Source organism: Streptomyces sp. NPDC054975, from assembly GCF_053609105.1.
Genome location: NZ_JBSGWV010000029.1, coordinates 57,355 through 81,368, shown reverse-complemented (window position 1 = coordinate 81,368; position 24,014 = coordinate 57,355). Strand labels below are relative to the sequence as shown.

At 72.7% G+C, this 24,014-nt stretch carries 20 protein-coding genes; 11 read left to right on the top strand and 9 right to left on the bottom strand.

Annotated features, from left to right (window positions below):
- Window positions 1-48: 48 nt before the first annotated feature.
- Window positions 49-1,563: a leucyl aminopeptidase gene (locus tag ACWF79_RS23750; protein WP_453730144.1), complete on the bottom strand. Its 1,515-nt coding sequence runs from the start codon at window positions 1,561-1,563 to the stop codon at window positions 49-51.
- Between the two features lie 325 nt (window positions 1,564-1,888).
- Here ACWF79_RS23750 and ACWF79_RS23745 point away from each other — a divergent pair, with 325 nt between their 5' ends.
- Genes ACWF79_RS23745 through ACWF79_RS23730 form a run of 4 tightly spaced genes read left to right on the top strand, consistent with a single transcriptional unit; the run spans window position 1,889 to window position 7,754 of the window.
- Entirely contained in the window at window positions 1,889-3,919 is a 2,031-nt protein-coding gene (locus ACWF79_RS23745) for a hypothetical protein (protein WP_453730143.1), read from the top strand.
- A 32-nt stretch (window positions 3,920-3,951) separates the two neighbouring features.
- The gene (pelF, locus tag ACWF79_RS23740) at window positions 3,952-5,466 is read left to right on the top strand and encodes a GT4 family glycosyltransferase PelF (protein WP_453730142.1); all 1,515 of its coding nucleotides are present in this window, start codon (window positions 3,952-3,954) and stop codon (window positions 5,464-5,466) included.
- Window positions 5,463-7,118 (top strand): hypothetical protein, encoded by a 1,656-nt coding sequence (locus tag ACWF79_RS23735; RefSeq protein ID WP_453730141.1) that lies wholly within the window; start codon window positions 5,463-5,465, stop codon window positions 7,116-7,118. Before pelF ends, ACWF79_RS23735 begins: the two co-directional genes overlap by 4 nt.
- A 9-nt stretch (window positions 7,119-7,127) precedes the next feature.
- The gene (locus ACWF79_RS23730) at window positions 7,128-7,754 is read left to right on the top strand and encodes a spherulation-specific family 4 protein (RefSeq protein WP_453730140.1); all 627 of its coding nucleotides are present in this window, start codon (window positions 7,128-7,130) and stop codon (window positions 7,752-7,754) included.
- Here ACWF79_RS23730 and ACWF79_RS23725 read toward each other — a convergent pair.
- Window positions 7,751-8,536 carry an adenosylcobinamide-GDP ribazoletransferase gene (locus ACWF79_RS23725; protein ID WP_453730139.1) on the bottom strand — a complete coding sequence of 262 codons (786 nt, stop codon included), beginning with the start codon at window positions 8,534-8,536 and terminating at the stop codon, window positions 7,751-7,753. The genes ACWF79_RS23730 and ACWF79_RS23725 overlap by 4 nt on opposite strands.
- Before the next feature lie 67 nt (window positions 8,537-8,603).
- Here ACWF79_RS23725 and ACWF79_RS23720 point away from each other — a divergent pair, with 67 nt between their 5' ends.
- Window positions 8,604-9,410: a hypothetical protein gene (locus ACWF79_RS23720; protein WP_453730138.1), complete on the top strand. Its 807-nt coding sequence runs from the start codon at window positions 8,604-8,606 to the stop codon at window positions 9,408-9,410.
- Here the strand turns inward: ACWF79_RS23720 and ACWF79_RS23715 are convergent.
- The 4 genes from ACWF79_RS23715 to ACWF79_RS23700 all read right to left on the bottom strand — a co-directional run bounded on the left by ACWF79_RS23715 (window position 9,311) and on the right by ACWF79_RS23700 (window position 14,255).
- Window positions 9,311-10,060 (bottom strand): hypothetical protein, encoded by a 750-nt coding sequence (locus ACWF79_RS23715; protein ID WP_453730137.1) that lies wholly within the window; start codon window positions 10,058-10,060, stop codon window positions 9,311-9,313. The two genes, ACWF79_RS23720 and ACWF79_RS23715, sit on opposite strands and share 100 nt — an antisense overlap.
- Entirely contained in the window at window positions 10,057-11,817 is a 1,761-nt protein-coding gene (locus tag ACWF79_RS23710) for a phosphatidylglycerol lysyltransferase domain-containing protein (RefSeq protein ID WP_453730136.1), read from the bottom strand. The genes ACWF79_RS23715 and ACWF79_RS23710 overlap by 4 nt, the downstream gene beginning before the upstream one ends.
- Before the next feature lie 95 nt (window positions 11,818-11,912).
- Window positions 11,913-13,001 (bottom strand): nicotinate-nucleotide--dimethylbenzimidazole phosphoribosyltransferase, encoded by a 1,089-nt coding sequence (gene cobT, locus ACWF79_RS23705; protein ID WP_453730135.1) that lies wholly within the window; start codon window positions 12,999-13,001, stop codon window positions 11,913-11,915.
- A 51-nt stretch (window positions 13,002-13,052) separates the two neighbouring features.
- On the bottom strand, window positions 13,053-14,255 hold the full coding sequence (locus tag ACWF79_RS23700) for a bifunctional adenosylcobinamide kinase/adenosylcobinamide-phosphate guanylyltransferase (RefSeq protein ID WP_453730134.1): 1,203 nt from the start codon (window positions 14,253-14,255) through the stop codon (window positions 13,053-13,055).
- 91 nt (window positions 14,256-14,346) lie between these two features.
- Here ACWF79_RS23700 and ACWF79_RS23695 point away from each other — a divergent pair, with 91 nt between their 5' ends.
- Window positions 14,347-14,556, top strand: a complete 210-nt coding sequence (locus tag ACWF79_RS23695) for a hypothetical protein (RefSeq protein WP_453730133.1) — start codon at window positions 14,347-14,349, stop codon at window positions 14,554-14,556.
- A gap of 70 nt (window positions 14,557-14,626) precedes the next feature.
- Here ACWF79_RS23695 and ACWF79_RS23690 read toward each other — a convergent pair whose 3' ends face one another.
- The 3 genes from ACWF79_RS23690 to ACWF79_RS23680 form a co-directional block, all read right to left on the bottom strand.
- Complete coding sequence (locus tag ACWF79_RS23690) at window positions 14,627-15,682, bottom strand: S1C family serine protease (protein WP_453730132.1); 1,056 nt, start codon at window positions 15,680-15,682, stop codon at window positions 14,627-14,629.
- 136 nt (window positions 15,683-15,818) lie between these two features.
- Window positions 15,819-16,598, bottom strand: a complete 780-nt coding sequence (locus ACWF79_RS23685; protein ID WP_453730146.1) for a class I SAM-dependent methyltransferase — start codon at window positions 16,596-16,598, stop codon at window positions 15,819-15,821.
- 38 nt (window positions 16,599-16,636) lie between these two features.
- Window positions 16,637-17,233, bottom strand: coding sequence for a DUF3043 domain-containing protein (locus tag ACWF79_RS23680; protein WP_453730131.1), 597 nt, complete (start codon window positions 17,231-17,233; stop codon window positions 16,637-16,639).
- A 269-nt stretch (window positions 17,234-17,502) separates the two neighbouring features.
- Here ACWF79_RS23680 and ACWF79_RS23675 point away from each other — a divergent pair, with 269 nt between their 5' ends.
- From ACWF79_RS23675 to ACWF79_RS23655, 5 genes are all read left to right on the top strand, one after another.
- A complete protein-coding gene (locus tag ACWF79_RS23675; RefSeq protein WP_453730130.1) occupies window positions 17,503-18,297 on the top strand; it encodes a PspA/IM30 family protein in 795 nt (264 codons plus the stop codon).
- A 29-nt stretch (window positions 18,298-18,326) separates the two neighbouring features.
- Window positions 18,327-18,605 carry a PspA-associated protein PspAA gene (gene pspAA, locus ACWF79_RS23670; RefSeq protein ID WP_453730129.1) on the top strand — a complete coding sequence of 93 codons (279 nt, stop codon included), beginning with the start codon at window positions 18,327-18,329 and terminating at the stop codon, window positions 18,603-18,605.
- 133 nt (window positions 18,606-18,738) lie between these two features.
- Complete coding sequence (locus ACWF79_RS23665) at window positions 18,739-19,974, top strand: sensor histidine kinase (RefSeq protein WP_453730128.1); 1,236 nt, start codon at window positions 18,739-18,741, stop codon at window positions 19,972-19,974.
- Complete coding sequence (locus ACWF79_RS23660) at window positions 19,971-20,663, top strand: response regulator (protein ID WP_453730127.1); 693 nt, start codon at window positions 19,971-19,973, stop codon at window positions 20,661-20,663. Before ACWF79_RS23665 ends, ACWF79_RS23660 begins: the two co-directional genes overlap by 4 nt.
- A gap of 158 nt (window positions 20,664-20,821) precedes the next feature.
- Complete coding sequence (locus tag ACWF79_RS23655) at window positions 20,822-24,001, top strand: efflux RND transporter permease subunit (protein ID WP_453730126.1); 3,180 nt, start codon at window positions 20,822-20,824, stop codon at window positions 23,999-24,001.
- Window positions 24,002-24,014: the final 13 nt, after the last annotated feature.

The window sequence follows — 24,014 nt, the reverse complement described above, 5'->3', positions numbered from 1 at the left end:
GCCCCGAGGAGGGGGTACCTCCCGGGGCCGCCGCCGCTCACACGACGATCAGAGCTCGCCGTCGGCGGTCTTCTCCGCCAGCTTCACCAGCGTGCGGACCGCGGACCCGGTGCCGCCCTTCGGGGTGTAGCCGTAGGGGGCGCCCTCGTGGAAGGCCGGTCCCGCGATGTCGAGGTGGGCCCAGGTGATGCCCTCACCCACGAACTCCTGCAGGAAGAGACCGGCGACCAGACCGCCGCCCATCCGCTCGCCCATGTTCGCGATGTCCGCGGTCGGGGAGTCCATGCCCTTGCGCAGGTCCGCCGGGAGCGGCATCGGCCAGGACTGCTCGCCGACCTCCTCGGCGATCTCGTGGATCGCGGTGCGGAAGTCGTCGTCGTTGGCCATGATGCCGAAGGTCCGGTTGCCCAGGGCGAGCACCATCGCGCCGGTCAGGGTCGCCACGTCCACGATCGCGTCCGGGTTCTCCTCCGAGGCCCGGGTCAGCGCGTCCGCCAGGACCAGCCGGCCCTCGGCGTCGGTGTTGAGGACCTCGACGGTCTTGCCGCTGTACATGCGCAGCACGTCGCCGGGGCGGGTGGCCGAGCCCGACGGCATGTTCTCGGCGAGCGCCAGCCAGCCGGTGACGTTGACGGCCAGACCGATCCGGGCGGCGGCGACGACGGCGGCGAACACGGCGGCCGCGCCGCTCATGTCGCACTTCATCGTCTCGTTGTGGCCGGCCGGCTTCAGGGAGATGCCGCCCGAGTCGTAGGTGATGCCCTTGCCGACCAGGGCGAGCGTCTTCTCCGCCTTCGGGTGCGTGTAGGCGACCCGGACCAGGCGCGGGCCGCGGACCGCGCCCTTGCCGACGCCGAGGATGCCGCCGTAGCCGCCCTTCTCGAGCGCCTTCTCGTCGAGCACCTGGACCTTGAGCCCGTGCTCCTTGCCGGCGACGGTGACCGCGGCGGCGAACGTCTCGGGGTAGAGGTCGTTCGGCGGCATGTTGATCAGGTCGCGGGCGCGGTTGATCTCCTCGGCGACCGCCTGGGCGCGCTCGGCGGCGGCCTTGTGGGCCTTGTCGCGCGGCTTGGCGCCGAGCAGGGCCACCTCGGCCAGCGGCTTCTTGGCGTCCTTGCCGTTCTTGGAGTCCTGGTACGCGGTGTAGGTGTACGCACCGAGCAGCGCGCCCTCGGCGATCGCCTCGGCGTCCTCGGTGGAGGAGACGGGCAGCGCGAACGCGGCCTTCTTGGCGCCGTGCAGGGTGCGGGCGGCGGTACCGGCGGCACGGCGGAGCGCCTCGGCGCCGTACGACGCGCCGTCCTCGGGAGCGGAACCCAGGCCGACGGCGAGCACGACGGGGGTCTTCAGACCGGCGGGGGAGGGCAGCTTGGTCGCCTCACCCTCGGCACCGGCGGCGCCCAGGGTCTCCAGGACGGCGGCGAGCCTGCCGTCGAACGCCTTGTCCACGGCCTCGGCGCCGGGGGCGACGACCAGGCCCTTGCCGGACTTCGCGACACCGACGACGAGGGCGTCGGCGCGCAGCGTCGCGGCGCCGGCTGTGCTGAGAGTGAGAGCAGTCACGGTGGTGAAATCTCGCTTCCATTGAGTTCTGTGGCGGTCGAGGGATGGGCCGACCATGCCCGCCGCATCGTATTTCGGCCCGGAGAGCGCCGAGAACGAGCCTACGCTCGCTCTTCGTGTTCGCTCACGGCGACGGTGATTCACTCATCCGTGGTGTCTCTTTCACGTTTACCGCGCGGAGGCCGGGCGCTCCTCCACACTCGCCTCATTCGCGCAAGGGTGGCACTCGCCCCTTTGCACCATCCGCATCATCTCCACAGGTCCTCCGCGTCCGGCGGTCCTGTCGAGGGGGGACACCACTCCGATGGACTCTGCCGGATCCCGCATGCCCCGAACTGCCAGGACCACGGCGCTCGTCGCCGCCGCGCTCCTCGCCACCGTCGTCCCGTCGGCCGGTGCGAGCGCCGCCACGCCGCCGGTCCCGAGGGTCGACCTCACCGTCCTCGTCGTCGACGACGGCGGCAGCGCCGTCGAGGCGATCACCGCCGAGCTGCGTTCCACCGGTGTCCCGTACCGCCGGGTCGATCTGGCCGATTCCGGCCGCCCGGTCATCGACGCCGCGTTCCTCAGCGACACCGTCTCGGGGCGCCCCCGGGCCAAGTACCAGGGCGTCGTGCTGCCCCACGAGTCGGCCTTCGGGCCCGACTCCGCCGAGCAGGCCGCGCTCACGGCGTACGAGAGGGCCTTCGGGATCCCGCAGGTCGACGCGTACACCTGGGCCCACCCCGGCGTCGGGCTCGACTACACCAGCGAGGGCGGGTACTCCGGCTCCCTCGACGGCGCCTCCGCCGCCGTCACGGCCGCCGGCAAGGCCGGGCCCTTCCGCTACCTCGACGGGGCGCTGACCTTCGAGGACAACGACCCCTCGATCTCCGAGAGCCACGGCTACGCGGGTCGCCCGCGCGAGGGCTTCACCAGCCTCCTCGACGTGCCCGTCGCGGAGGGCGGGCGGGCCAGTCTGATCGGCGAGTACGCCCACGACGGGCGCCGCGAACTCGTCGTCACCTTCGCCTACAACCAGTACCAGCGGCAGTTCCGGGTTCTCGCCCGCGGCATCGTCCAGTGGCTCACCGGCGGCGTCCACCTCGGGCAGAGCCGCAACTACTTCTCCGTCCACGTCGACGACGTCTTCGCCCCCGACGCCCGCTGGAACACCGCACGGAACTGCACCCCCGGCGACTTCGACTGCCCCGGCGGCGACGGAGAGGCCGGCGAGAACCCGGTCCGGATGACCGCCGCCGACGCCACGTACGCCGCCGCCTGGCAGAAGTCGGCCGGTTTCACCCTCGACATGGTCTACAACGGCGGCCAGGGCGAGCAGTGGAAGACCGAGCACGGCGGCACCGACCCGCTCGCCACCCGGCTGATCGCCGACCGAGCCCAGTACCGCTGGATCAATCACACCTACACCCACCCCTTCCTGGGCTGCGTCCAGGACACCACCACCGTCCCCTGGCAGTGCGCCAAGAACGCCACCGGCACCACCCTCTGGATGAGCCGCGCCGAGATCGCCGGGCAGATCCGGAACAACCACAACTGGGCCGTCGGCAAGGGCATCTCCGTCGACAGGTCCGAACTCGTCACCGGCGAGCACTCCGGCCTGAAGACCCTGCCGCAGCAGCCCGTCGACAACCCGAACCTGGCCGGCGCGCTCTCCGACACCGGCGTGAGGTGGCTCGCGAGCGACAACTCCCGCGAACCCGCCCAACGAGCCGTCGGCGCCGGGAAGACCGTCCCGCGCCACCCCATGAACGTGTACTACAACGTCGGCACGGCCGCCGAGATGGCCGACGAGTACAACTGGATCTACACCGCGCGGGCCGACGGCGGCAGCGGGATCTGCGAGTCCAACCCGGCCTCCACCTGCCTGCCCGCCCCGCTCGACACCGCCACCGGGTACGCCACCCACATCGTCCCGCAGGAGGCCCGCACGGCCCTCTCCCACGTGGTGGCCAACGACCCCCGCCCGCACTACGTCCACCAGTCCAACCTGGCCGAGGAGCGCATCCTCTACCCCGTCCTCGACCGGGTCCTCGCCGACTACCGGGCCCTGTTCGCCGACAGCGCCCCCCTGGTGAACCCCCGTCAGCGCGACGTCGGCGTCGAGCTGGACCGCCGGGCCGCCTGGGACCGGGCGCTCGCGGCCGGCCAGGTCACCGCGTACCGCATCGGCAACACCGTCACCGTCAAGGCACCCGGCGGGGTCACCGCCCCGATCACGGCCCCCGAGGGGACCCGCAAGCAACTCCTGCTCGGCACGGCGGTGTTCGGCACCGCCTACGCCGGAGCCCGCTCGGCCTGGACCGCTCCCGAGGCGCTCCAGTCCGCGACCACGCTCACGCTCCCGACGGCCTGACCGACCACCGTACGTTCTGGGGGGAAACGCACATGCCGAGCCGTGGCCGTCACGTCACCATGCTCACCGAAGGCACCTATCCGCACGTCCACGGGGGAGTGAGCACCTGGTGCGACCAGCTCGTCCGGGGCATGCCCGAGGTCGACTTCCAGGTCCTCGCCCTCACCGGCAACGGCCGCGAACCCGTGACCTGGGAGCTGCCGCCGAACATCTACCGGCACACCGCCTTCCCGCTCTGGGGCCCCGCCCCGGAGCGGGCCCGGGCCCCGCGCGGCGGTGAGCGGCGCCGCTTCTCCGACACGTACGAGCGCTTCCTGCTCTCCATCCTCGACCCCGAGGCCGGATGCGACTTCGGCGAGGGGCTCTACGCCCTGGCCGAACTGGCCCGGCGCGGCGGGCTCACCGCCGCCCTGCGCTCCGAACGCGTGCTGCGCTCCCTGATGTGGATCTGGACCATGCCGCATCTGCCGACGGCCGCCGCCCGCCCCACGATCCACGACGCGCTCACCGCCACCGACCTGCTCGAACACGCGCTGCGGCCGCTCGCCGCCCGGATACCCGACGACAGCGTCGCGCACGCGGTCTCCAGCGGACTCGCGACGCTGCCGGCGCTCGCCGCCCAGCACTTCGAAGGGGTGCCCTTCCTGCTCACCGAACACGGCATCTACCTCCGCGAGCGCTACCTCGGCTACCGCACCGAGGCCCAGCGCTGGCCCGTCAAGGCCCTCATGCTCGGCTTCTACCGCGAGCTCAACACCCTCGGCTACCGCAAGGCCGACCTCATCACCCCCTGCAACCAGTACAACCGGCGCTGGGAGGAGCGCGGCGGCGCCCCCGCCGCCCGCATCCGGACCGTCTACAACGGCGTCGACCCGCACGCCTTCCCGTACGCCGGGCCCGAGCCGGAGGTCCCCACCCTCAGCTGGTGCGGCCGCGTCGACCCCATCAAGGACCTGGAGACGCTGATCCGGGCGTACGCCATCGTCCGCGCCGAACTCCCCGAACTGCGGCTGCGCTTGTTCGGCCCGGTCCCCGCGGGCAACGAGGACTACCGGACCCGCCTGGAGAAGCTCGCCGCCGAGCTGGGCGTGACCGACGGCCTCACCTTCGAAGGGCGGGTCTCCGACGTGGCCCGCGCCTACGCGGCCGGCAGCGTGGTGATGCTCTCCTCGATCAGCGAGGGGTTCCCGTTCTCCCTGATCGAGGCCATGTCGTGCGGCCGGGCCACGGTCTCCACGGACGTCGGCGGGGTACGGGAGGCCGTCGGCGACACCGGAATCGTCGTCCCGCCGCGTGAGCCCGCCGTGATGGCCGCGGCCGTCACCGAACTGCTGCAGGACGAGGAACGGCGGGCCGCACTGGGACGCAGCGCCCGGCAGCGGGTCGTCGACCGGTTCACCCTGCACCGCTCCGTGGACGGCTTCCGCCGGATCTACCGTGAACTGGCCGGCGTCCCCGTCGCCGCCACGCCGGAGCCGGAGGACTGGACGGTGCGCCTCACCGACCCCTGGCGGCCGGAACTCGTCGGCGGAGGCTCCCTGTCATGAGCGGCTCCCTCTGGCTGAAGAACGGCACGATGCGCGACACCCTGCCGGCGATCCCCCGCCAGCGGGTGGCCGAGGGGTCGGCGGCCCTGGCCGCCGACCCCCTCGACGAACTCGCCGACCGGCTCGCCGGGTTGGCCGCCGACGCGGTGCACCCCGACGAGATAGCCGCCATCCTGGAGTCCGACGGCATGACGGACGACCACATCCGGCTCACCTACGGCCGCGCCGACTCCTTCGCCCTGGCCGAGGACCTCTACGCGCGCGTGGAGCGCCGCCACCCCGAGCCGGACATCATGGCCGCGGGCCCCTGGCACCACGGGCTCGCGGGCTGTCTGCTGCGCGGCCTCGTCTTCGCCCTGCCCGGCCTCGCGTACGTCCTGGGCGCTCCGCTCCTGGGCGGGGCGGGGGCGGTTCCACTGCTCGCGGGGGCCGTGGCGGGCTGGGTCTGGAACCAGGCCCTCTCCCACCGGGCGTACACCTGGCTCGGGCTCGGCGACCGGGGCGCCGCCGTCCGCAGCCTGCGCCTCGGCGCCCCGGCGGGCGCGCTCGCCGGCGCGGCGGTCGCCCTCGCGGCCGCCGGTCCCGGCGAGTGGCCGGTCGTCGTCTTCGCGGCCGGCCAGTCGCTCTACCTCGGGGCCGCGACCGTCCTGCTCGTCCTCGGCCGCGAACGCGCCCTGCTCTGCGCCCTCACCCCGCTCGCCGGCGCCGTACCCGCCTTCCGCTACGACCTCCCCGACGCCCTCAGGGCCGGCCTGCCGCTGCTCTCCCTCGCGGCGGCGGTCACCTTCGCGGCGGCGGTGCTACGCGCCTCCGGTCCAAGGCGCCCCGGCGCCGTCGCCGCCGTGGCGGCGAAGCTGCTGCGCGGCTGGGGACGTCCGGGCGCAGCCGCGGGCCTCGCGTCCCCCGGAGGGCGGCGCTCCGGCTCGCGCGCAGCCGCTGCCCAGGCGGCGAAGCTGCTCCGCGGCCCGGAGCGACCCGCCTCCGGCGCCGGCCTCGGGGCGCCGGTGCGGGGTCGGCCCGGCTCGCGGCGGCCTGCCTCCGGGGCGGCCGGGGCCGTCCCGGTAACCGGGCCGAGCCGCCGCTTCCCCCGGCGGCGCCGCTCGGGCCCGCCGCTCGTCGCGTCCGTCCCGTACGGCCTCTTCGGCCTCGGCACGGGACTGCTGGTGCTGTACGCGGGCGACGGCGACGCCCTGGTGACCGGTGCGGGGCCCGTGTTGGCGCTCACGCTCTCCATGGGTCCCGCCGAGTGGCTGTTGCACCGCTTCCGCCGCGAGAGCCTCGCCGGGCTGCGGACCCTCACGAGCGCACGGGCCTTCCGGTGGGCGGCGGCGGGGACGCTCGCGCACTGCCTCGGCGCCTACCTCGCGGTGCTCCTCGCCCTGGCCGCCGCCGGCGCCCTGCTGTGGCCCAGCAGCCCCGCGCCGGACGGCGCCGGGCTGCTGGGACTGCTGCTCGTCGGTGTGGTGCTCTGGCTGGGCCTGCTCCTCCAGGCCTTCGGCGCGGTGCGCGGCGCGGCCGCCGTGTGCACCCTCGCGGCGGCCGCCCAGACGCTCGCCCCGACCTCGGGACCGCTCGTCGCCGCGATCGCGGCCGCCGCCATGGCCGTCCTGACCGGCGCCCGGCTCGTCCGACCGACCGCCCACCGTGTCTGAGGAAGGCCCGTGACCCCCTCCCTCCTCGTGCCCTTCTACGAGCATCCCGCCGACCGCCCCGAGGCGTGGGACGCCGTGGTCGGGGCGGCGTCCTCGCTGTACGGCGTCGTCCTCAACCCCGCGAACGGCGCCGGGTCGGCCCCCGACCCGGCGTTCGCCGCCGTCGCGGAGCGGCTCCGGGCCGCCGGGGCCCGCGTCCTCGGCTACACCGACACCGCCTACGGGCGCCGCCCGCACGGCGAGGTCGTCGCCGAACTCCTGCGCCACCGCGACTGGTACGGCGCCGACGGCGCCTTCCTCGACCAGGTGCCGACCGCGTCCGAGGCCCTCGCCCACGTCCACCGCATCGGTGTCGCCGCCCGCGCCGCCGGGGCCCGCACCCTGGTCCTCAACCACGGCGCGCAACCCGACCCCGGCTACGCCGAACTCGCCGACCTGCTGGTCACCTTCGAGGGCCCCTGGGACTCGTACCGCGGCCTCGAACTCCCGGTCGCCGACCACTACTGCCACCTGGTCTACGCGGCTCCCCACGACGCCCTCCCGACCACGCGCGTCCACTGCACGGTCCCCGGCACGGGCGCCCACCCCTGGGGCACACTCCCGCACGGCCTGAGCCGCACGCCGTGCGACGGCTAGGGGGTGTCCCCCTGGCCGAGCCCCACCGTCAGCGCCACCAGCACCATCGTGCCCGCGGTCTCCTCCACCGCGCCGAACACGTCGCCCGTCACCCCGCCGAACCGCCGGACGCAGCGGCGCAGCAGCAGCGCCGCCGTCACGAGGCCCGCGCCCGTGGCGAGGACCTGGCGCAGGGCGTCGTACGGGGAGAAGAGGAGACCCGTCGCCGCGCACGCCACCAGGACGGCCGCCGTCACCAGAGCCGCGGCGAGGGCCGGGACCGTGCCGGCGACCATCGCGCCCAGGCCCTCCGGGCGGGCGGCCGGGATGCCCTCGCGGGAGGCGTGGGTCAGGGCGAGCCGGGCGACGGTCGCGGCGAGGGCGGCGCCGACCGTGCCGTACGCCCAGCCCTCCTCGTACAGCCGGTACAGCGCGGCGACCTGGGCGAGCAGGACGAAGAGCAGCGTGATCACGCCGAACGGTCCGATGTCCGACTGCTTCATGATCCGCAACGCGTCCTCGGCGGGTTTCCCGCTGCCGAGGCCGTCGGCGGTGTCCGCGAGCCCGTCCAGGTGCAGACCGCGGGTCAGCAGCGCCGGGACGGCCGCCGTGGCGACCGCCGCGAGCAGCGGACCCGAGCCGAGCAGCAGGAGCACCCCGCCGAGCGCGGCCGCGAACATGCCGAGGACGAGACCCGCGAGCGGGGCCCAGAGCATGCCGGCGCGCGCCGCGCTCCGGTCCCAGCGGGTGACGCGGGCGGGCAGCACGGTGAGGGTGCCGAAGGCGAAACGCAGGCCGTCCATCCGGGCAGGTTAAGGCAGGGCCCCGCGCGGTAAATTGCGCATCACGCACATATCGGAAGCGGGTGGCATGGGTCACTGGTTCTACACCAACTTCGTCGAGCCCGGGAAGCTCCCGCTGCTCATCGCCCTGTTCTCCTTCGTCGTGACCTTCTTCGTCACGCGGACGATCGTGCGGATGATCCGCGCGGGGAAGGGCCCGTTCGGCAATGTGCAGGGCGCAGGCGGGCTGCACATCCACCATGTCGTGCCGGGGGTCGTCCTCACCGTCGTCGGCGGCTTCGGAGCGGTCGCCAGCGGCCGCGAGGGTGTCAGCGCCTGCGTCTTCGCGGCCGTCTTCGGGATCGGCACGGGTCTCGTCCTCGACGAGTTCGCGCTGATCCTGCACCTCGACGACGTCTACTGGAGCGACCAGGGCCGCAAGAGCGTCGAGGTGGTCGTCCTGACCGCCGCCCTGGTGGTGCTGACCCTCGGCGGCTTCTCGCCGCTCGGCGTCAACGATCTGTCCGCGGACGAGCGGCAGAACCGGGCCGCCTTCGTGCTCACGCTGGTCGTGAACTTCCTCTTCGTCCTCATCGCACTGGTGAAGGGGAAGTTCCGGCTGGCCGTGATCGGGACCCTGGTGCCGTTCGTCGCGATCGTCGGGGCCGTACGCCTGGCCCGGCCCGGCTCCTGGTGGTCCCGTCACCTCTACCGCCGCCGCCACAAGGCCCGGGCCCGGTCCCGGCTGCGCACCTACCGGCACGACCGCCGCTGGGACCGGGTGCGCCGGAAGACTCAGGACGTGATCGGCGGCTTCCAGGAGCGGGTGCCGGGGCGCACGCCCGGCTCGGGGTCCTCGGGCTCCGACGGGCCCGACGGTCCCGCCGGCGGCTGACGGCGCTCGCGCCACGCGACGACGGCCACGAGCACGAGCACGGCGGCGATCGCCGCGAGGTGCTCCTTGCCCGCGAGGTTGGTCTTGACGAGCACCTCCACCACCATCGCGACGACCACCAGCGCCCCGGTCCACCAGGCCCGGTAGCGCCAGCAGACGTACACCGCGAGGCCGACCACCGCCGCCGACGGGCCGGTGTCCACCACCTGCGCGTCCGAGGCGGGCAGCCCCAGCGGGCTGTCGGGGCCGAGGGCGATGCCGACGCGCGCGTACAGCGTCCCGGCGAGCGTCGCCAGATAGGCGATGGCGAGGGTCCGCCACCGCCTCAGACAGGTCTCGGCGATACCGAAGACCAGCAGGACCTGCGCGAGCGCGCCCCACACCGGCAGGTCGAGCGCGGGCACGAAGAGCGAGAGCGGGGTGCGCAGCAGCGCGAGCCAGAGCGGGTCCTCGGCGCGCACCGACCCGATGTTCTGGACGGGCTGGTAGCCCCAGCCCTGGTTCTGGACGACCTGGAAGAGCGCGGTCAGGGAGACGGCGGCCAGCGTCATCCCCATCGCACGCCCTCGCCGGGTGACGAGCGCGGTCCGTACGGTCGCGTACAGCGGCCCCCACTCGCGGCGCGCGAACCGCTTCGGCGCGGATCTCACCGGCGGCCCTCCAGATGCTTGCGGTGCAGCCACTTCGGCAGCCCCGGGGCTTCCAGGAAGCCTTCGGCGCGGCCGGCGGCCAGGCCGATGCGCAGCAGGTCGGCGCTCTTCTCGAAGAGCATGAAGCGGGGCTCCCAGATCGGTCGGTACTTGGCGTTGGCGCGGTACAGCGACTCGATCTGCCACCAGCGGGAGAAGAAGCTGAGCAGCGAACGCCACATCCTCAGCACGGGCCCCGCCCCGAGCTTCGAGCCACGTTCGAAGACGGACCGGAACATGGCGAAGTTCAGCGAGACCTGAGTGATCCCGATCTCCTTGGCGCGCTGGAGGAGTTCGATGACCATGAACTCCATCAGTCCGTTCTCGGAGTCCCGGTCACGGCGCATCAGGTCGAGCGAGAGCCCCTTCGGGCCCCACGGCACGAAGGAGAGCACCGCCCGCAGGTCGCCCTGTTCGTCGGTGCACTCCAGCATCACGCAGCGTCCGTCGCGCGGGTCGCCGAGCCGGCCGAGCGCCATCGAGAAGCCCCGCTCCGTGGCGCCGTCGCGCCAGTCGTCGGCCTTGCGCAGCAGCGCGTCCATCTCGTCGGCGGGGATGTCCTCGTGGCGCCGGATCCGTACCTCGTACCCGGCCCGCTTGACCCGGTTGAACGCCTGCCGGACCGTGCGCATGGCCCGGCCGTCGAGGGTGAACTCGTCCGTCTCCACGATCGCCTCGTCGCCCAGCTCCAGGGCGTCCAGGCCGTGCCGGGCGTAGACGGTGCCGGCCTCCTCGCTCGCGCCCATCACGGCCGGGATCCAGCCGTGCTCGCGGGCCTCGGTGAGCCATGGCTCGATCGCGCCGGGCCAGGCCTCGGGGTCGCCGATCGGGTCTCCGGAGGCGAGCGACACCCCGCCGACGACCCGGTAGGCGACGGCGGCCTTCTCGCTCGGGGACCACACCACGCTCTTCTCGCGGCGCAGCGCGAAGTAGCCGAGCGAGTCGCGGTCGCCGTGCTTGTCGAGGAGCGCCCGCAGCTTGTCCTCGTCCTCCTCGGTCAGCGGGTCGACGGCCCGGCGGGAGCGGAACGCGGCGTACAGCACGGCGATGACCAGCAGCGTGGAGAGCACGTTGATGACGACGTCGACCCAGCCGGGGGTGGCGATCCCGTCGAAGCGCGCGTCGTCGGCGGCCAGGGTGACCAGCCGCATCACGCCGTACCGCCAGCGCTCCAGGAAGGTGGAGGTGCCGGTGGAGGTGTTGGTGAGGGTGACGAGCGCGGCGGCGAGAAGCGAGGTGACGAGCAGGCCGCCGACCGCCACGGTCGCGGCCAGCCAGGGGTTGGAGCGGTCGCCCTTCGCGTAGAACTCCTTGCGGCCGACGATCAGTGAGAGGACGAACGCGGCGGTCAGGACGAGCGAGACCCAGTTCTGGGCATGCTGCCGGATCTCGGGGAAGAACATCGCGAAGCCGAAGAGCAGCAGGAACAGCCCGCTGAGGACGATGTTGAGGATCCACGCGGCGCGTTTGCGGCGGCGCATGGTGATCGCCAGGAAGAGCGTGAAGACGCCCGAGGCGAAGCCCGCGGTCAGCATGTACGGAGTGAAGTAGTCGTCCGTGTTGTGCCGGCGGAGGTCCTGGCCGAGGGAGACCCACACGGCGCTCAGGAAGTTGATGAACGTGACGGCGCGCAGGTACCAGACGGCGAACGCGGCCCCCCGCCGCGAACGGACGGTGCCCCGGGGCGTTCCTTCGGTGGACAAACGGACCTCTCCCATGAAAAGCGATCATATGGGGCATCGCTCGCCATGGCGGGGCGCCGGAAGCCGTCGTCCGCGCGTGGCGGAGGACGACTCCCGGCGCCGTGATCCGTCTAGCTCTCCTCGTCGGCCGCGCCGTCCGGCGCATCCTCCGGAGTGGTCGATTCCGGTCGCTCGGGCAGCTCCGCCGCCAGGGCGGCGGCGGCCTGGACGAGGGGAAGAGCGAGCAAGGCCCCGGTTCCCTCGCCCACAGTGACGCCGTGGTCGAGCAGCGGGTTGAGTGCCATCCGGTCCAGCGCCTTCGCCTGCGCGGGCTCCCCGCTGACCTGACCCGCCAGCCACCAGTCCGGCGCCCGGAACGCCGCCCGCTGGGCCACCAGCGCACAGGCCGCGCCCACCACACCGTCCAGGATCACCGGCATCCGGCGCACCGCGCTCTGCAGCAGGAAGCCCGTCATCGCCGCCAGGTCCGCCCCGCCGACCGCCGCGAGCAGCGCCACCTGGTCGCCCAGGACCGGCCGGGCGCGCCGCAACGAGTCCCGCACCGCCGCGCACTTGCGCATCCAGGCCAGGTCGTCGATGCCCGCGCCGCCCCGGCCAGTGACCACCGAGGCGTCCGTCCCGCACAGGGCAGCGATCAGGGTCGAGGCGGGCGTCGTCCCGCCCACGCTCAGATCGCCGAGCACCACCAGATCCGTGCCGGAGTCGGCCTCCTCGTCGGCGATCGCCACCCCGAGCCGGATCGCCGCCTCGGTCTCCTCTGCGGTCAGGGCGTCCTCGATGTCGATCCGGCCGCTGCCGCGCCGCACCCGGTGCCGTCCCACCTCGGCGGGCAGCAGCTCCGGCTCGCAGTCCAGACCGGCGTCCACGACGCGCACCGGCACGCTCGCCGTCCGCGCCAGCACCGCGACCGGGCTCGCCCCGTCGAGCACCGCACGGACCAGCTCGTACGCCGTACCGGCCGGGCGGCCGGACACTCCGAGCGAGGCCACCCCGTGGTCGCCCGCGAAGAGCACCACCTTCGGCTGCTCGACGGTCCGCACCTTGGCCGAACCCTGCGCCGCCGAGAGCCACTCGCCGAGCTCGTCGAGCCGGCCGAGCGCGCCGGGCGGAACGAGCAGCCGCTCCCGGCGTTCCTCGGCGTCACGCCGCACCCCGCCGTCGGGGCGCTCGATCAGATCGGAGAAGTCGTCCAGGTTCAAGGCTCTTCCTCGTGACGTCGGCTGTCGCAACAAGTGATGGGTTTTCGAACCCTACCCGCGCAGTACCAGCGCCTGTCCCGAGACGACCAGGACGACCTGCTCGCACTCGTCCCCGAAGGCCGCGTTCAACCGCCCCAGCTCGTCCCGGAACCGCCGCCCGGCCGCCGTCGCGGGCACGACCCCCGACCCCACCTCGTTGGTCACCGTGACGACCGTACGAGACGTCGCGCGCACCGCAGCCACCAGCGCCTCGACCCGCTCCCGCAGGGCGTCCTGACCCTCGCTCACCCACCGCTCGTCGTCCCAGGCCCCGACCTGGTCCATGGCGTCCGTCAGCCACAGCGACAGACAGTCGATCAGCAGCGCCGGACCGTCGGCCTCCAGGAGCGGTACGAGATCGCAGGTCTCGGCCGTACGCCAGGAGCCCGGCCGCCGGTCCCGGTGCAGGGCCACCCGCCGAGCCCACTCCGGGTCGCCCTCACCGCTCCCGCCCGTCGCCACGTACAGCACCTCGGGGAACGTCTCCAGCCGCCGCTCCGCCTCCACCGACTTGCCCGACCGGGCTCCGCCGGTCACCAGCGTGCGGCGCGGGACGTCGGGCACGTCGGGGTACTCGCCGACGTACAGCGTCGTGCCGTCGGGCACCGCCCGCGCCCCGGCCGCCGCGAGCCGCCGGTCCAGCTCGCGCCCGCCCGGCACGTCGTGGTCGAGGTGGACGGCGATCACATCGGTGCCCGCCCCGACCGACCCGCTCGCCCGCAGCCGCGCCAGCGCGTCCGGCCGGTCCGTGACGTCCATGACGACCATGTCGTAGGGCGGCCCGTCGTCGTCCGGCAGACCGGCGGGGGAGCCGCCCGGCGGCAGATAGAGGAGCCGCTCGCCCTCCAGGGAGGTCACCTCGTACCCCGTACCGGGAGAGTCCATCGGCACCGCCCGCACCCGGTGCCCGCTGATCAGCGTCAACTCCCGGCCGTCCGGCACCCTCCCGGCGGGCGGCAGCCCGGCGGGCACCTCCACGGCCGGCCCCTCGTGCGGATGGGTGAGCAGCACCTGCCGTACGCCGACCAGCGAGCGCCCGGCCCGGGCGGCGGCCAGCGCGGCCCCCGGCGTCAGGTCGAGCAGCAGCGCCTCGTCCACGAGCAGCGCGGTGGCGGCGCGCGCCTGGGCGCCACGAGCGGTCGCGCACACGGCGCAGGGGCATTCGGGGCGGGGGAGCCCGACGGGGGCTCCGGTGCCGAGCAGAGTCAGTTCCACCCAATGATCCTCCCGCGACACCGCGACGGGTGCGCGCCCGGCTACGCTGCGGGCAGGAAACCGATCATCCGGTGAGCCTCAGGAGGCGGACATGGCATGGACGTGGCGGTTCGAGAAGGCCGACGGCACGGAGACCGCTCCTTCGGTGGAACCGGAGGAGTTCACGACGCAGGGCGACGCCGAATCCTGGATCGGTGAGGTCTGGAAGGACCTCCTGGAGGGCGGCGCGGACCGCGTCACCCTCTTCGAGGACGGCACCGAGATCTACGTCATGTCGCTGAGCGCGGCGGCGGAGAGCTAGAGCGCTCGGCGGTCGACGGTCGGTCCCGCAGCCGCCGACGGCGCGGGACCGACCACGGGAGGACCCACACCTAGATCTCCCCGAGCGTCACCTCCGCCTTCGCCTCCGTCCCGCCCCGCTCGTACACCACGACCACCTCGTCGCCCGGCTTCATCGACGCGAGGGCCTCCTGCAGCGAGGTGATCGTCGTGATCGCCGCGTCCCCGATCCGGGTGATCACGTCGCCCGGCTTGATGCCCGCCCTGCCCGCCGCGCCGTTCGCCGGCGCCTCGACCACCGCGACGCCCGCCGGCTCGTAGGAGTCGTCGAGGACGGTCCGGCCGGTGATGTTCAGCGCCGCCCGCCCGGAGTCCGTCACCTTGCCGTCCTTGATGATCTGGTCGGCGACGGTCCGCACCATCGACGCCGGGATGGCGAACCCGATCCCCGGCGCCGAACCCCCGCCCAGCTCCGGGTCGGTGGCCGCGAGCGTCGGGATGCCGATGACCTGGCCGTCCAGGTTGACCAGCGCGCCCCCGCTGTTGCCCGGGTTGATCGCGGCCGACGTCTGGACCATGTTCCCGATGGTCGCCCCCGTACCGCCGCCCGTGCGGCCCTCGCTGACCGTGCGGCCGGTCGCCGAGACGATGCCCTGGGTGACGCTGCCGGACAGCCCGAGCGGGGAGCCCATCGCGAGCACGATCTGGCCCATGTCGACCTTGGACGAGTCGCCGAACGTCGCCGGCTTCAGCCCCTGGGGCACGGAGTTCAGCCGGATGACGGCGAGGTCCTGTTCGGGGTAGGTGGCGACCAGCCGCGCCGGCATGGGCTCCTGGCCGGTCGCCGTCGTGACCCGGAAGGTCCTCTCGTCGCCGATCACGTGCGCGTTGGTGACGATGTGGCCGTTGCCGTCGTAGACGACGCCCGAGCCGAGGCTCTCGGCGGCCTCGATCTGGACGACCGACGGCAGGACGTCCTTGATCACGGCCCGGTAGTCGTCCTGGAGTTCGTTGGCGACGAGCGGCGCGGCCGCCTGGGTGGAACGCTCCGTCTGTGACATGGCGCCGGAGGAGCACCCGACGACGGCGGCGACGCAGGCGCCGGCGGCCAGGGCGAGAAGCAGGCGTCGGGCACGGGATACGTCCATGTCCGGAGTATCGCTTTCGCCATATCCGTACGGCTCGGCAGAGAGGTCCGATCAGGGGGCCACCGGGCCGACCGCCCGTACCCGCTCCGGCCCCCCGTCGTGCCGGATTGTCCGGCTCCGGCCTTCGGCCCCCGCCTCAGCCGCCCCGTACCCCGCACAGGTGCAGCAGCGCCGCCACCCTGCGGTACGGCTCCGTCCGCCCCGCGCGGTCCTCGGCGGTCAGCAGGCGTTCCAGCTCCTCGGCGGCCGGCAGGCCCACCTCGGCCGGCACGCCGTCGGTGAAGACCCGCACGCCGTACCAGGCGTGCAGCGGTGCGGCGATCCCCGCCAGCGTCGACGTCAGCGCGTCGAGCCGGTCGGCCCGCACCTTGAGCCCGTTGCAGTCGGTGTACGTGTCCGTGTCGAACCCGGCCAGCGCCCCCGACCAGTCCCCGGCCAGCCCCGCCCGCATCGCCAGCGCGTCGGCGTTCCGAACGACCAGGGAGAGCAGACCGCCGGGCGCCAGCATGCGGGCGAGGCCCGCGAGCAGCGCGTCCGGCTCGTCCGCGTACATCAGCACGCCGTGGCAGAGCACGACGTCGAAGCTGCCCGGCAGGAAGTGGACGCCCGTCTCGCGGCCGTCGCCCTCGATCAGCCGGACCCGCTCACGGATCCCGGCCGGTTCGGTGGCCAACGCCTCGCGGGCCGCCTTGAGCAGCTCCGGATCGGACTCCAGGCCGGTCACCGTGTGACCGGCCCTGGCGAGCCGCAGGGCCTGGGTGCCTTGCCCCATGCCCGCGTCGAGGATCCGCAGCCGCTGCCCCACCGGGTAGCGGGCGGCTATCTGCTCGTCGAGCTGGCGCGCGACGAGTTCTTGGCGGACGGTCTCACGCAGACCGCCGTACCCACTCGGCCACGGGGAGGTGGCGGCGGCCAGCGGAACGCCGGCCGTGCCCGACGCGGAGCCGTCCGCGCTCAGGGCCGCTCTCCGCGCTTGACCTGCGGCTTCGGCAGTCGCAGTCGGCGCATCTGGAGCGTACGCATGAGGCCGTAGGCGACGGCACCGCGCTTCGGCTCGTTCGGGAAGCGCTCGTTCAGCTGCTTCTTCAGACGGAGCCAGATGCCGATCGAGTCGATGACGATCATCACGATCACACCGAGCCAGAGCAGCAGAGAGACGTTCTGCAGCACCGGGACGCGGACCATCGACAGCACGAGGATCACCACGGCCATCGGCAGGAAGAACTCCGCGATGGCGAAGCGCGAGTCGACGAAGTCGCGCACGAAGCGGCGGACCGGACCCTTGTCGCGGGCCGGCAGATAACGCTCGTCGCCGCTCGCCAGCGCCTCGCGCTGACGGGCGAGGTCCGAGCGGCGCGCCTCGCGCTGGCGCTTGGCGGCCTCCTTGCGGTCGGTCGGCACCGTCGCGGCGCGACGGCGCTGGGTCTGCGCCTCACTCCGCTTCGGGGTCGGGCGGCCCTTGGGGGCCTCGGGGTCGCGGGGCTGCTTGGAGAGGTCCGCCGTCACCTTGTCGGTGGGGGCCTTCTCTTCCTTGGAACGGCTACGGAACACAAACCCCAGAGTACGTGGTGGGGGGTGTGGACCCCAGTGCGGGCGGGAACGATCTGGTATCGGACCGCGTCTGTGGGGGTACGCACGGACGACACGCACGGTTTCCCCGAGGTCCACCTACTCCCTGGGCCTGAGAGAGCCCGTCCGTACTCGTCCTTGGGGAGGAGCACATCCGCCCCCGAACAGTGCGGTAATGGAGACAGGGCCCGTACTGTGGATCCTGTTGGAGAGCTTGAGCCGAGTCCGTCAGAAGGGGGCGCGCGAAGCCCATGAGCGGTGTGATGAAGCGTATGGGGATGATCTTCCGCGCGAAGGCAAACAAGGCCCTTGACCGGGCCGAGGATCCGCGCGAGACCCTTGATTACTCCTACCAGAAGCAGCTGGAGCTCCTGCAGAAGGTCCGGCGGGGCGTCGCCGACGTGGCGACCTCGCGCAAGCGGCTCGAACTGCAGCTGAACCAGCTCCAGGGCCAGTCCGCGAAGCTGGAGGACCAGGGTCGCAAGGCGCTGGCACTCGGCCGCGAGGACCTGGCCCGCGAGGCGCTCTCCCGGCGCGCGGCCCTCCAGCAGCAGGTGAGCGACCTCGAGGTGCAGCACCAGACGCTGCAGGGCGAGGAGGAGAAGCTCACGCTGGCGGCGCAGCGGCTGCAGGCCAAGGTCGACGCCTTCCGTACGAAGAAGGAGACGATCAAGGCGACGTACACGGCCGCCCAGGCGCAGACCCGGATCGCCGAGTCCTTCTCCGGCATCTCCGAGGAGATGAGCGACGTCGGCGTGGCCATCCAGCGCGCCGAGGACAAGACGGCACAGCTCCAGGCGAGGGCCGGCGCGATCGACGAGCTGCTCGCCTCGGGCGCGCTCGACGACCAGTCGGGCCTGGCCAAGGACGACATCCAGGCGGAGCTCGACCGGCTGTCCGGCGGTACGGACGTCGAGCTGGAGCTCCAGCGGATGAAGGCGGAGCTGGCCGGAGGCCCGGCCTCGAAGCAGGCCATCGAGGGCGGCAACGGCACGGCCACGCCGCAGGACCAGCAGCAGTCCCAGCCCCGCTTCGACAAGCAGTAACGCGCGGTATCGAGCCTGAAGGACGCGTCATGATCGTACGGATCATGGGGGAGGGCCAGTGGACGCTGGCCGACAGTCACTTCGTCGAGCTGAACAAGCTGGACGACGAGCTGCTGGAAGAGATGGAGTCGGGGGACGACGAGGGCTTCCGCCGGACCCTGTGCGCGCTGCTCGACGCGGTCCGCCGGATCGGCGAACCCCTCCCCGACGACGCCCTCGAACCCTCCGAGCTGATCCTTCCGGCACCGGACGCGACGCTCGACGAGGTCCGCGAGATGCTCTCCGACGACGGACTGATCCCCGGCTGATGCCTGGCTGACACCGGCCGACGCCCGGCCGGTCGCGGGCCGGGCCGCGCTCTCCGACACATCGGTGCCCCGCTCCCTCCTCACCGGCAGGGAGCGGGGCACCGGCGCGTCCCACCCCGTACCGTTGCCTGTCGTGACCACCCTCGACAGCGGCTTCCGACGGCTCCGGCAGTGGCTGCGGGCGCACCCCCTGGCCTTCGACGGGGCGCTCGCACTCGGCGTGCTCGTCTGCATGATCACCGCCTCCTTCGCCGACCCCCACGGCAGCCGGAACGGGCCCACCTTCGGCGACCGCTCCCCCGACGCGGGCAGCGTGGCCCTCATGGTGCTCGGCGCCGCCGCCCTCGTCCTGCGGCGGCGCGACCCCCTCGCCGTCCTGGCCTTCACCGGCGGTGTCACCCTCGTCGAACTGATCACCGACGACCGGCCCGCGCCCGTCGTCATGAGCGCCGTGATCGCGGTCTACACGGTCGCCTCACGCACCGACCGGCCCACGACCTGGCGGGTCGGCCTCATCACCATGGCCGTGCTGACCGGCGCCTCGATGCTCTTCGGACCCACCCCCTGGTACGCGCAGGAGAATCTGGGCGTCTTCGCCTGGACCGGGATGGCCGCCGCCGGCGGCGACGCCGTGCGCAGCCGCCGCGCCTTCGTCGACGCCATACGGGAGAGGGCCGAGCGCGCCGAGCGGACCCGGGAGGAGGAGGCCCGCCGCCGGGTCGCCGAGGAGCGGCTGCGGATCGCCCGCGATCTGCACGACGTCGTCGCCCACCACATCGCGCTGGTCAACGTCCAGGCCGGGGTCGCCGCGCACGTCATGGACAAGCGGCCCGACCAGGCCAAGGAGGCCCTGGGGCACGTCCGGGCAGCCAGCCGCTCCGCCCTGGACGAGCTGCGGGCCACCGTCGGTCTGCTCCGCCAGTCCGGCGACCCCGAGGCACCCACCGAACCGGCGCCCGGCCTCACCGTCCTCGACGAGCTGCTCACCACCTTCCGCAACGCCGGGCTCCCCGTCGAGCTGGCCTGTACCACCGACGACACCGGCCTTCCGGCGGCCGTCGACCTCGCCGCGTACCGGATCATCCAGGAGGCGCTGACCAATGTGCGCAAGCACGCGGGCCCGGGCGCCAAGGCGGAGGTGAGCGTCATCCGGGTCGGCCGTACGGTCGAGATCACCGTCCTCGACGACGGAGTACCGCAGCAGACACCGTCCGACGACACCGGCGGGCACGGACTGATCGGCATGCGCGAGCGCGTCGGCGCCCTCGGCGGCACCCTCACCGCGGCCCCCCGCTACGGCGGCGGCTTCCGCGTGCAGGCGATACTGCCGGTGACGGCCGCGACGGCCCGTACGGGGGAGGACACATGACGATCCGGGTGCTGCTCGCCGACGACCAGGCCCTGCTCCGCAGCGCCTTCAAGGTGCTCGTGGACTCCGAGCCCGACATGGAGGTCGTCGCCGAGGCCGCCGACGGGGCCGAGGCCGTCGCGCTCGCCCGCTCCACCCGGGCCGACGTCGTGCTGATGGACATCCGGATGCCCGGCACCGACGGGCTCGCCGCCACCCGGATGATCACCGCGGACCCGGAGCTGTCCGCCGTACGGATCGTCATGCTGACGACCTTCGAGGTGGACGAGTACGTCGTGCAGTCGATCCGCGCCGGGGCTTCCGGCTTCCTCGGAAAGGGCGCGGAACCGGACGAACTGCTCAACGCGATCCGGATCGCCGCCGCCGGAGAGGCCCTGCTCTCGCCCGTGGCGACCAAGGGGCTGATCGCCAAGTTCCTGGCGCAGGGCGGGAGTGCGGACCCCGACGGGGATCCGGACGCCCCGCCGTACTCGCAGCGCCTCGCCGCCCTCACCACCCGGGAACGCGAGGTCCTCGTGCTCGTCGCGGGTGGCCACTCCAACGACGAGATCGCCGAACGGCTCGAGGTCAGCCCCCTCACGGTGAAGACGCACGTCAACCGGACCATGGCGAAACTGGGCGCCCGGGACCGGGCCCAACTGGTGGTCACGGCGTACGAGTCAGGGTTGGTACGCCCAAGGGTGGAGTGAGGGAGTACTCCGGCGTACTCCAGACGCGGTATGCGCCGCATAAGGATTTGGGCCCGGGGGGCGAGGATCCCGCCCTTCGCATGGCTGATCGTGTAGGCGGGCACCCCTGGAACCGTCCTGGCGCCCGCCTGCCGAGCACGCCACAGAAGAGAGACCCCATGTCCTGGCTGTCCAGATTCAGCCTCGCGCAACGGGCCCTGATCGGGCTGATGTCCATCGTCGCCATCGTCTTCGGGGCGATAGCCATCCCGCAGCTGAAGCAGCAACTGCTGCCGTCGATCGAGCTCCCGATGGTCTCGGTCCTCGCCCCCTACCAGGGCGCCTCCCCCGACGTGGTCGAGAAGCAGGTCGTCGAGCCGCTCGAGAACACGATCAAGGCCGTCGACGGCATCAAGGGCGTCACCTCCACCGCCTCCGAGGGCAACGCCGTCATCATGGCCACCTTCGACTACGGGGACGAGGGCACCAAGCAGCTCGTCGCCGACGTCCAGCAGGCCGTGAACCGGGCGCGCGTCGCGCTGCCCGACGGTGTCGACCCGCAGGTCGTGGCCGGTTCCACCGACGACATCCCGACCATCGTCCTCGCGGTCACCTCCGGCAAGGACCAGCAGGCCCTCGCCGACCAGCTGGAGCGTACGGTCGTCCCCGCCCTGGAGGACATCGACGGCGTCGGGCAGGTCTCCATCGACGGCGTCCAGGACCTCCAGGTCTCCGTCACCCCCGACGAGGCCAAGCTCGCGGCGGCCGGACTGGACGCCGGCAAGCTCGTCGAGGCGATCCGCTCCGGCGGCGGCACGGTGCCGGCCGGCTCGTTCTCCGAGGACGGCAAGAGCCGTACGGTCCAGGTCGGCGGCGGCTTCACCTCGCTCCAGCAGCTCCAGGACCTGCGGATCAAGCCCGCGAAGGGCACGGCCGTCCGCCTCGCCGACGTGGCCGAGGTGAAGCAGGAGGAGGCCTCCCGGGTCTCCCTCACCCGTACCCACGGCAAGCCGAGCCTCGCCGTGATGGCCACCATGGACAACGACGGCAGCGCCGTCGCCATCTCCGACGCGGTCAAGGAGAAGCTGCCCGACCTCCGCAAGGACCTCGGCGCGGGCGCGGAGCTGACCGTCGTCTCCGACCAGGGCCCCGCCGTCTCCAAGTCGATCTCCGGTCTGACCACGGAGGGCGCGCTCGGCCTCGTCATGGCCGTCCTGGTGATCCTGGTCTTCCTCACCTCGATCCGCTCCACCCTGGTCACCGCGGTCTCCATCCCGCTCTCGGTCGTCCTGGCCCTGATCGTGCTGTGGACCCGTGACCTCTCGCTCAACATGCTGACCCTTGGCGCCCTCACCATCGCCATCGGCCGGGTCGTCGACGACTCGATCGTGGTCCTGGAGAACATCAAGCGGCACCTCGGCTACGGCGAGGAGCGCCAGTCGGCGATCATCACCGCCGTCCGCGAGGTCGCGGGCGCCGTGACCTCCTCGACGCTGACCACGGTCGCGGTCTTCCTGCCGATCGGTCTGGTCGGCGGCATGGTCGGCGAGCTCTTCGGCTCGTTCAGCCTGACGGTCACCGCGGCCCTGCTGGCCTCGCTGCTCGTCTCCCTGACGGTGGTCCCGGTCCTCTCGTTCTGGTTCCTGCGCGCCCCCAAGGGCACCTCGGAGGACCCCGACGAGGCCCGCCGCCTCGCCGAGGAGAAGGAGAACAAGAGCCGGCTCCAGCGGCTGTACGTTCCCGTCCTGCGCTTCGCGACCCGTCGCCGTCTCACCAGCGTGGCGATCGCGCTCGTCGTCCTGGTCGGGACCTTCGGCATGGCCCCGCTCCTGAAGACGAACTTCTTCGACCAGGGCGAGCAGGAGGTCATGAGCATCAAGCAGGAGCTGGCTCCCGGCACCAGCCTCGCGGCGGCCGACGAGGCCGCGCGGAAGGTGGAGAAGGTCATCGCCTCCACCGACGGCGTGAAGGACTACCAGGTCACCGTCGGCTCCTCGGGCTTCATGGCCGCGTTCGGCGGTGGCACGGGCGCCAACCAGGCCTCGTACCAGCTGACGCTGGAGGACTCGGCGTCGTACGAGAAGACCCGGGACGCGATCGACGCGGCGCTCGGCAAGCTCGACGGCATCGGCGACACGACGATCGCGGCGGGCGACGGCTTCGGCAGCCAGGACCTCAGCGTGGTCGTCAAGGCGTCCGACGCGGACACCCTGAAGAAGGCGTCCGAGGCGGTCAAGGCCGAGGTGGCCAAGCTCGACGACGTCACCGACGTCCAGAGCGACCTCTCCCAGTCGGTGCCGCGCATCTCCGTCAAGGCCAACGCGAAGGCGGCGGAGCTGGGCTTCGACGACACGACGCTCGGCATGGCCGTCGCGCAGGCGGTCCGGGGCACCCCGGCGGGCAAGGCGATCCTGAACGACACCGAGCGGGACATCGTCCTGACCTCGGCGAAGCCGGCCACCACCATGGCGAGCCTGAAGGCGCTGCCGCTCGGCCCGGTCGAGCTCGGCGACATCGCCGACGTGAAGCTGGTCCCCGGCCCGGTCTCGATGACCCGGATCGACGGCTCGCGGGCCGCGACGATCACGGCGAAGCCGACCGGTGACAACACGGGCGCGGTGAGCACGGAGCTCCAGTCGAAGATCAGCGCGCTCGACCTGCCGGAGGGCGCGACCGCGTCCATCGGCGGTGTCTCCGAGGACCAGTCCGAGGCCTTCCTCAACCTGGCCCTGGCGATGCTCGCGGCGATCGCGATCGTCTTCATGCTCCTGGTCGCGACCTTCAAGTCGCTCGTCCAGCCACTGATCCTGCTGGTGTCGATCCCGTTCGCGGCGACCGGCGCGATCGGTCTGCTCGTGGTCACGGGTACGGCGATGGGCGTGCCGGCGATGATCGGCATGCTGATGCTGATCGGCATCGTCGTCACCAACGCGATCGTCCTGATCGACCTGATCAACCAGTACCGGGCGCAGGGCCTGGGCGTCGTCGAGGCGGTCGTCGAGGGTGGCCGCCACCGGCTGCGCCCGATCCTGATGACGGCCCTGGCGACGATCTTCGCGCTTCTGCCGATGGCGCTCGGCATCACCGGCGAGGGCGGCTTCATCGCCCAGCCGCTGGCGGTGGTGGTGATCGGCGGCCTGATCACGTCGACGCTGCTGACGCTGCTCCTCGTCCCGACGCTCTACGCGATGGTGGAGCTCCGCAAGGAGCGCCGCGCGAAGAAGAAGGCGGCGAGGAAGGGCGCGAAGCTGACGAAGAAGGCGAAGAAGGGCGACGGCTCGACGGACAACCCCACCCAGCCGGACGTGACCCCCGCGGACGCGACCCTGCTGGACAAGCTGGACGCGCTGGACCTCTGAGGCCCACGCACGC

What these genes read in the sequence shown, in the direction of transcription:
- ACWF79_RS23745 (WP_453730143.1), top strand. Translation starts at nt 1,889, where the DNA reads ATGCCCCGAACTGCCAGGACCACGGCGCTCGTCGCCGCCGCGCTCCTC.
- pelF (WP_453730142.1), top strand. Translation starts at nt 3,952, where the DNA reads ATGCCGAGCCGTGGCCGTCACGTCACCATGCTCACCGAAGGCACCTAT.
- ACWF79_RS23735 (WP_453730141.1), top strand. Translation starts at nt 5,463, where the DNA reads ATGAGCGGCTCCCTCTGGCTGAAGAACGGCACGATGCGCGACACCCTG.
- ACWF79_RS23725 (WP_453730139.1), bottom strand. Translation starts at nt 8,536, where the DNA reads ATGGACGGCCTGCGTTTCGCCTTCGGCACCCTCACCGTGCTGCCCGCC.
- ACWF79_RS23720 (WP_453730138.1), top strand. Translation starts at nt 8,604, where the DNA reads ATGGGTCACTGGTTCTACACCAACTTCGTCGAGCCCGGGAAGCTCCCG.
- ACWF79_RS23710 (WP_453730136.1), bottom strand. Translation starts at nt 11,817, where the DNA reads ATGGGAGAGGTCCGTTTGTCCACCGAAGGAACGCCCCGGGGCACCGTC.
- ACWF79_RS23695 (WP_453730133.1), top strand. Translation starts at nt 14,347, where the DNA reads ATGGCATGGACGTGGCGGTTCGAGAAGGCCGACGGCACGGAGACCGCT.
- ACWF79_RS23690 (WP_453730132.1), bottom strand. Translation starts at nt 15,682, where the DNA reads ATGGACGTATCCCGTGCCCGACGCCTGCTTCTCGCCCTGGCCGCCGGC.
- ACWF79_RS23675 (WP_453730130.1), top strand. Translation starts at nt 17,503, where the DNA reads ATGAGCGGTGTGATGAAGCGTATGGGGATGATCTTCCGCGCGAAGGCA.
- pspAA (WP_453730129.1), top strand. Translation starts at nt 18,327, where the DNA reads ATGATCGTACGGATCATGGGGGAGGGCCAGTGGACGCTGGCCGACAGT.
- ACWF79_RS23660 (WP_453730127.1), top strand. Translation starts at nt 19,971, where the DNA reads ATGACGATCCGGGTGCTGCTCGCCGACGACCAGGCCCTGCTCCGCAGC.
- ACWF79_RS23655 (WP_453730126.1), top strand. Translation starts at nt 20,822, where the DNA reads ATGTCCTGGCTGTCCAGATTCAGCCTCGCGCAACGGGCCCTGATCGGG.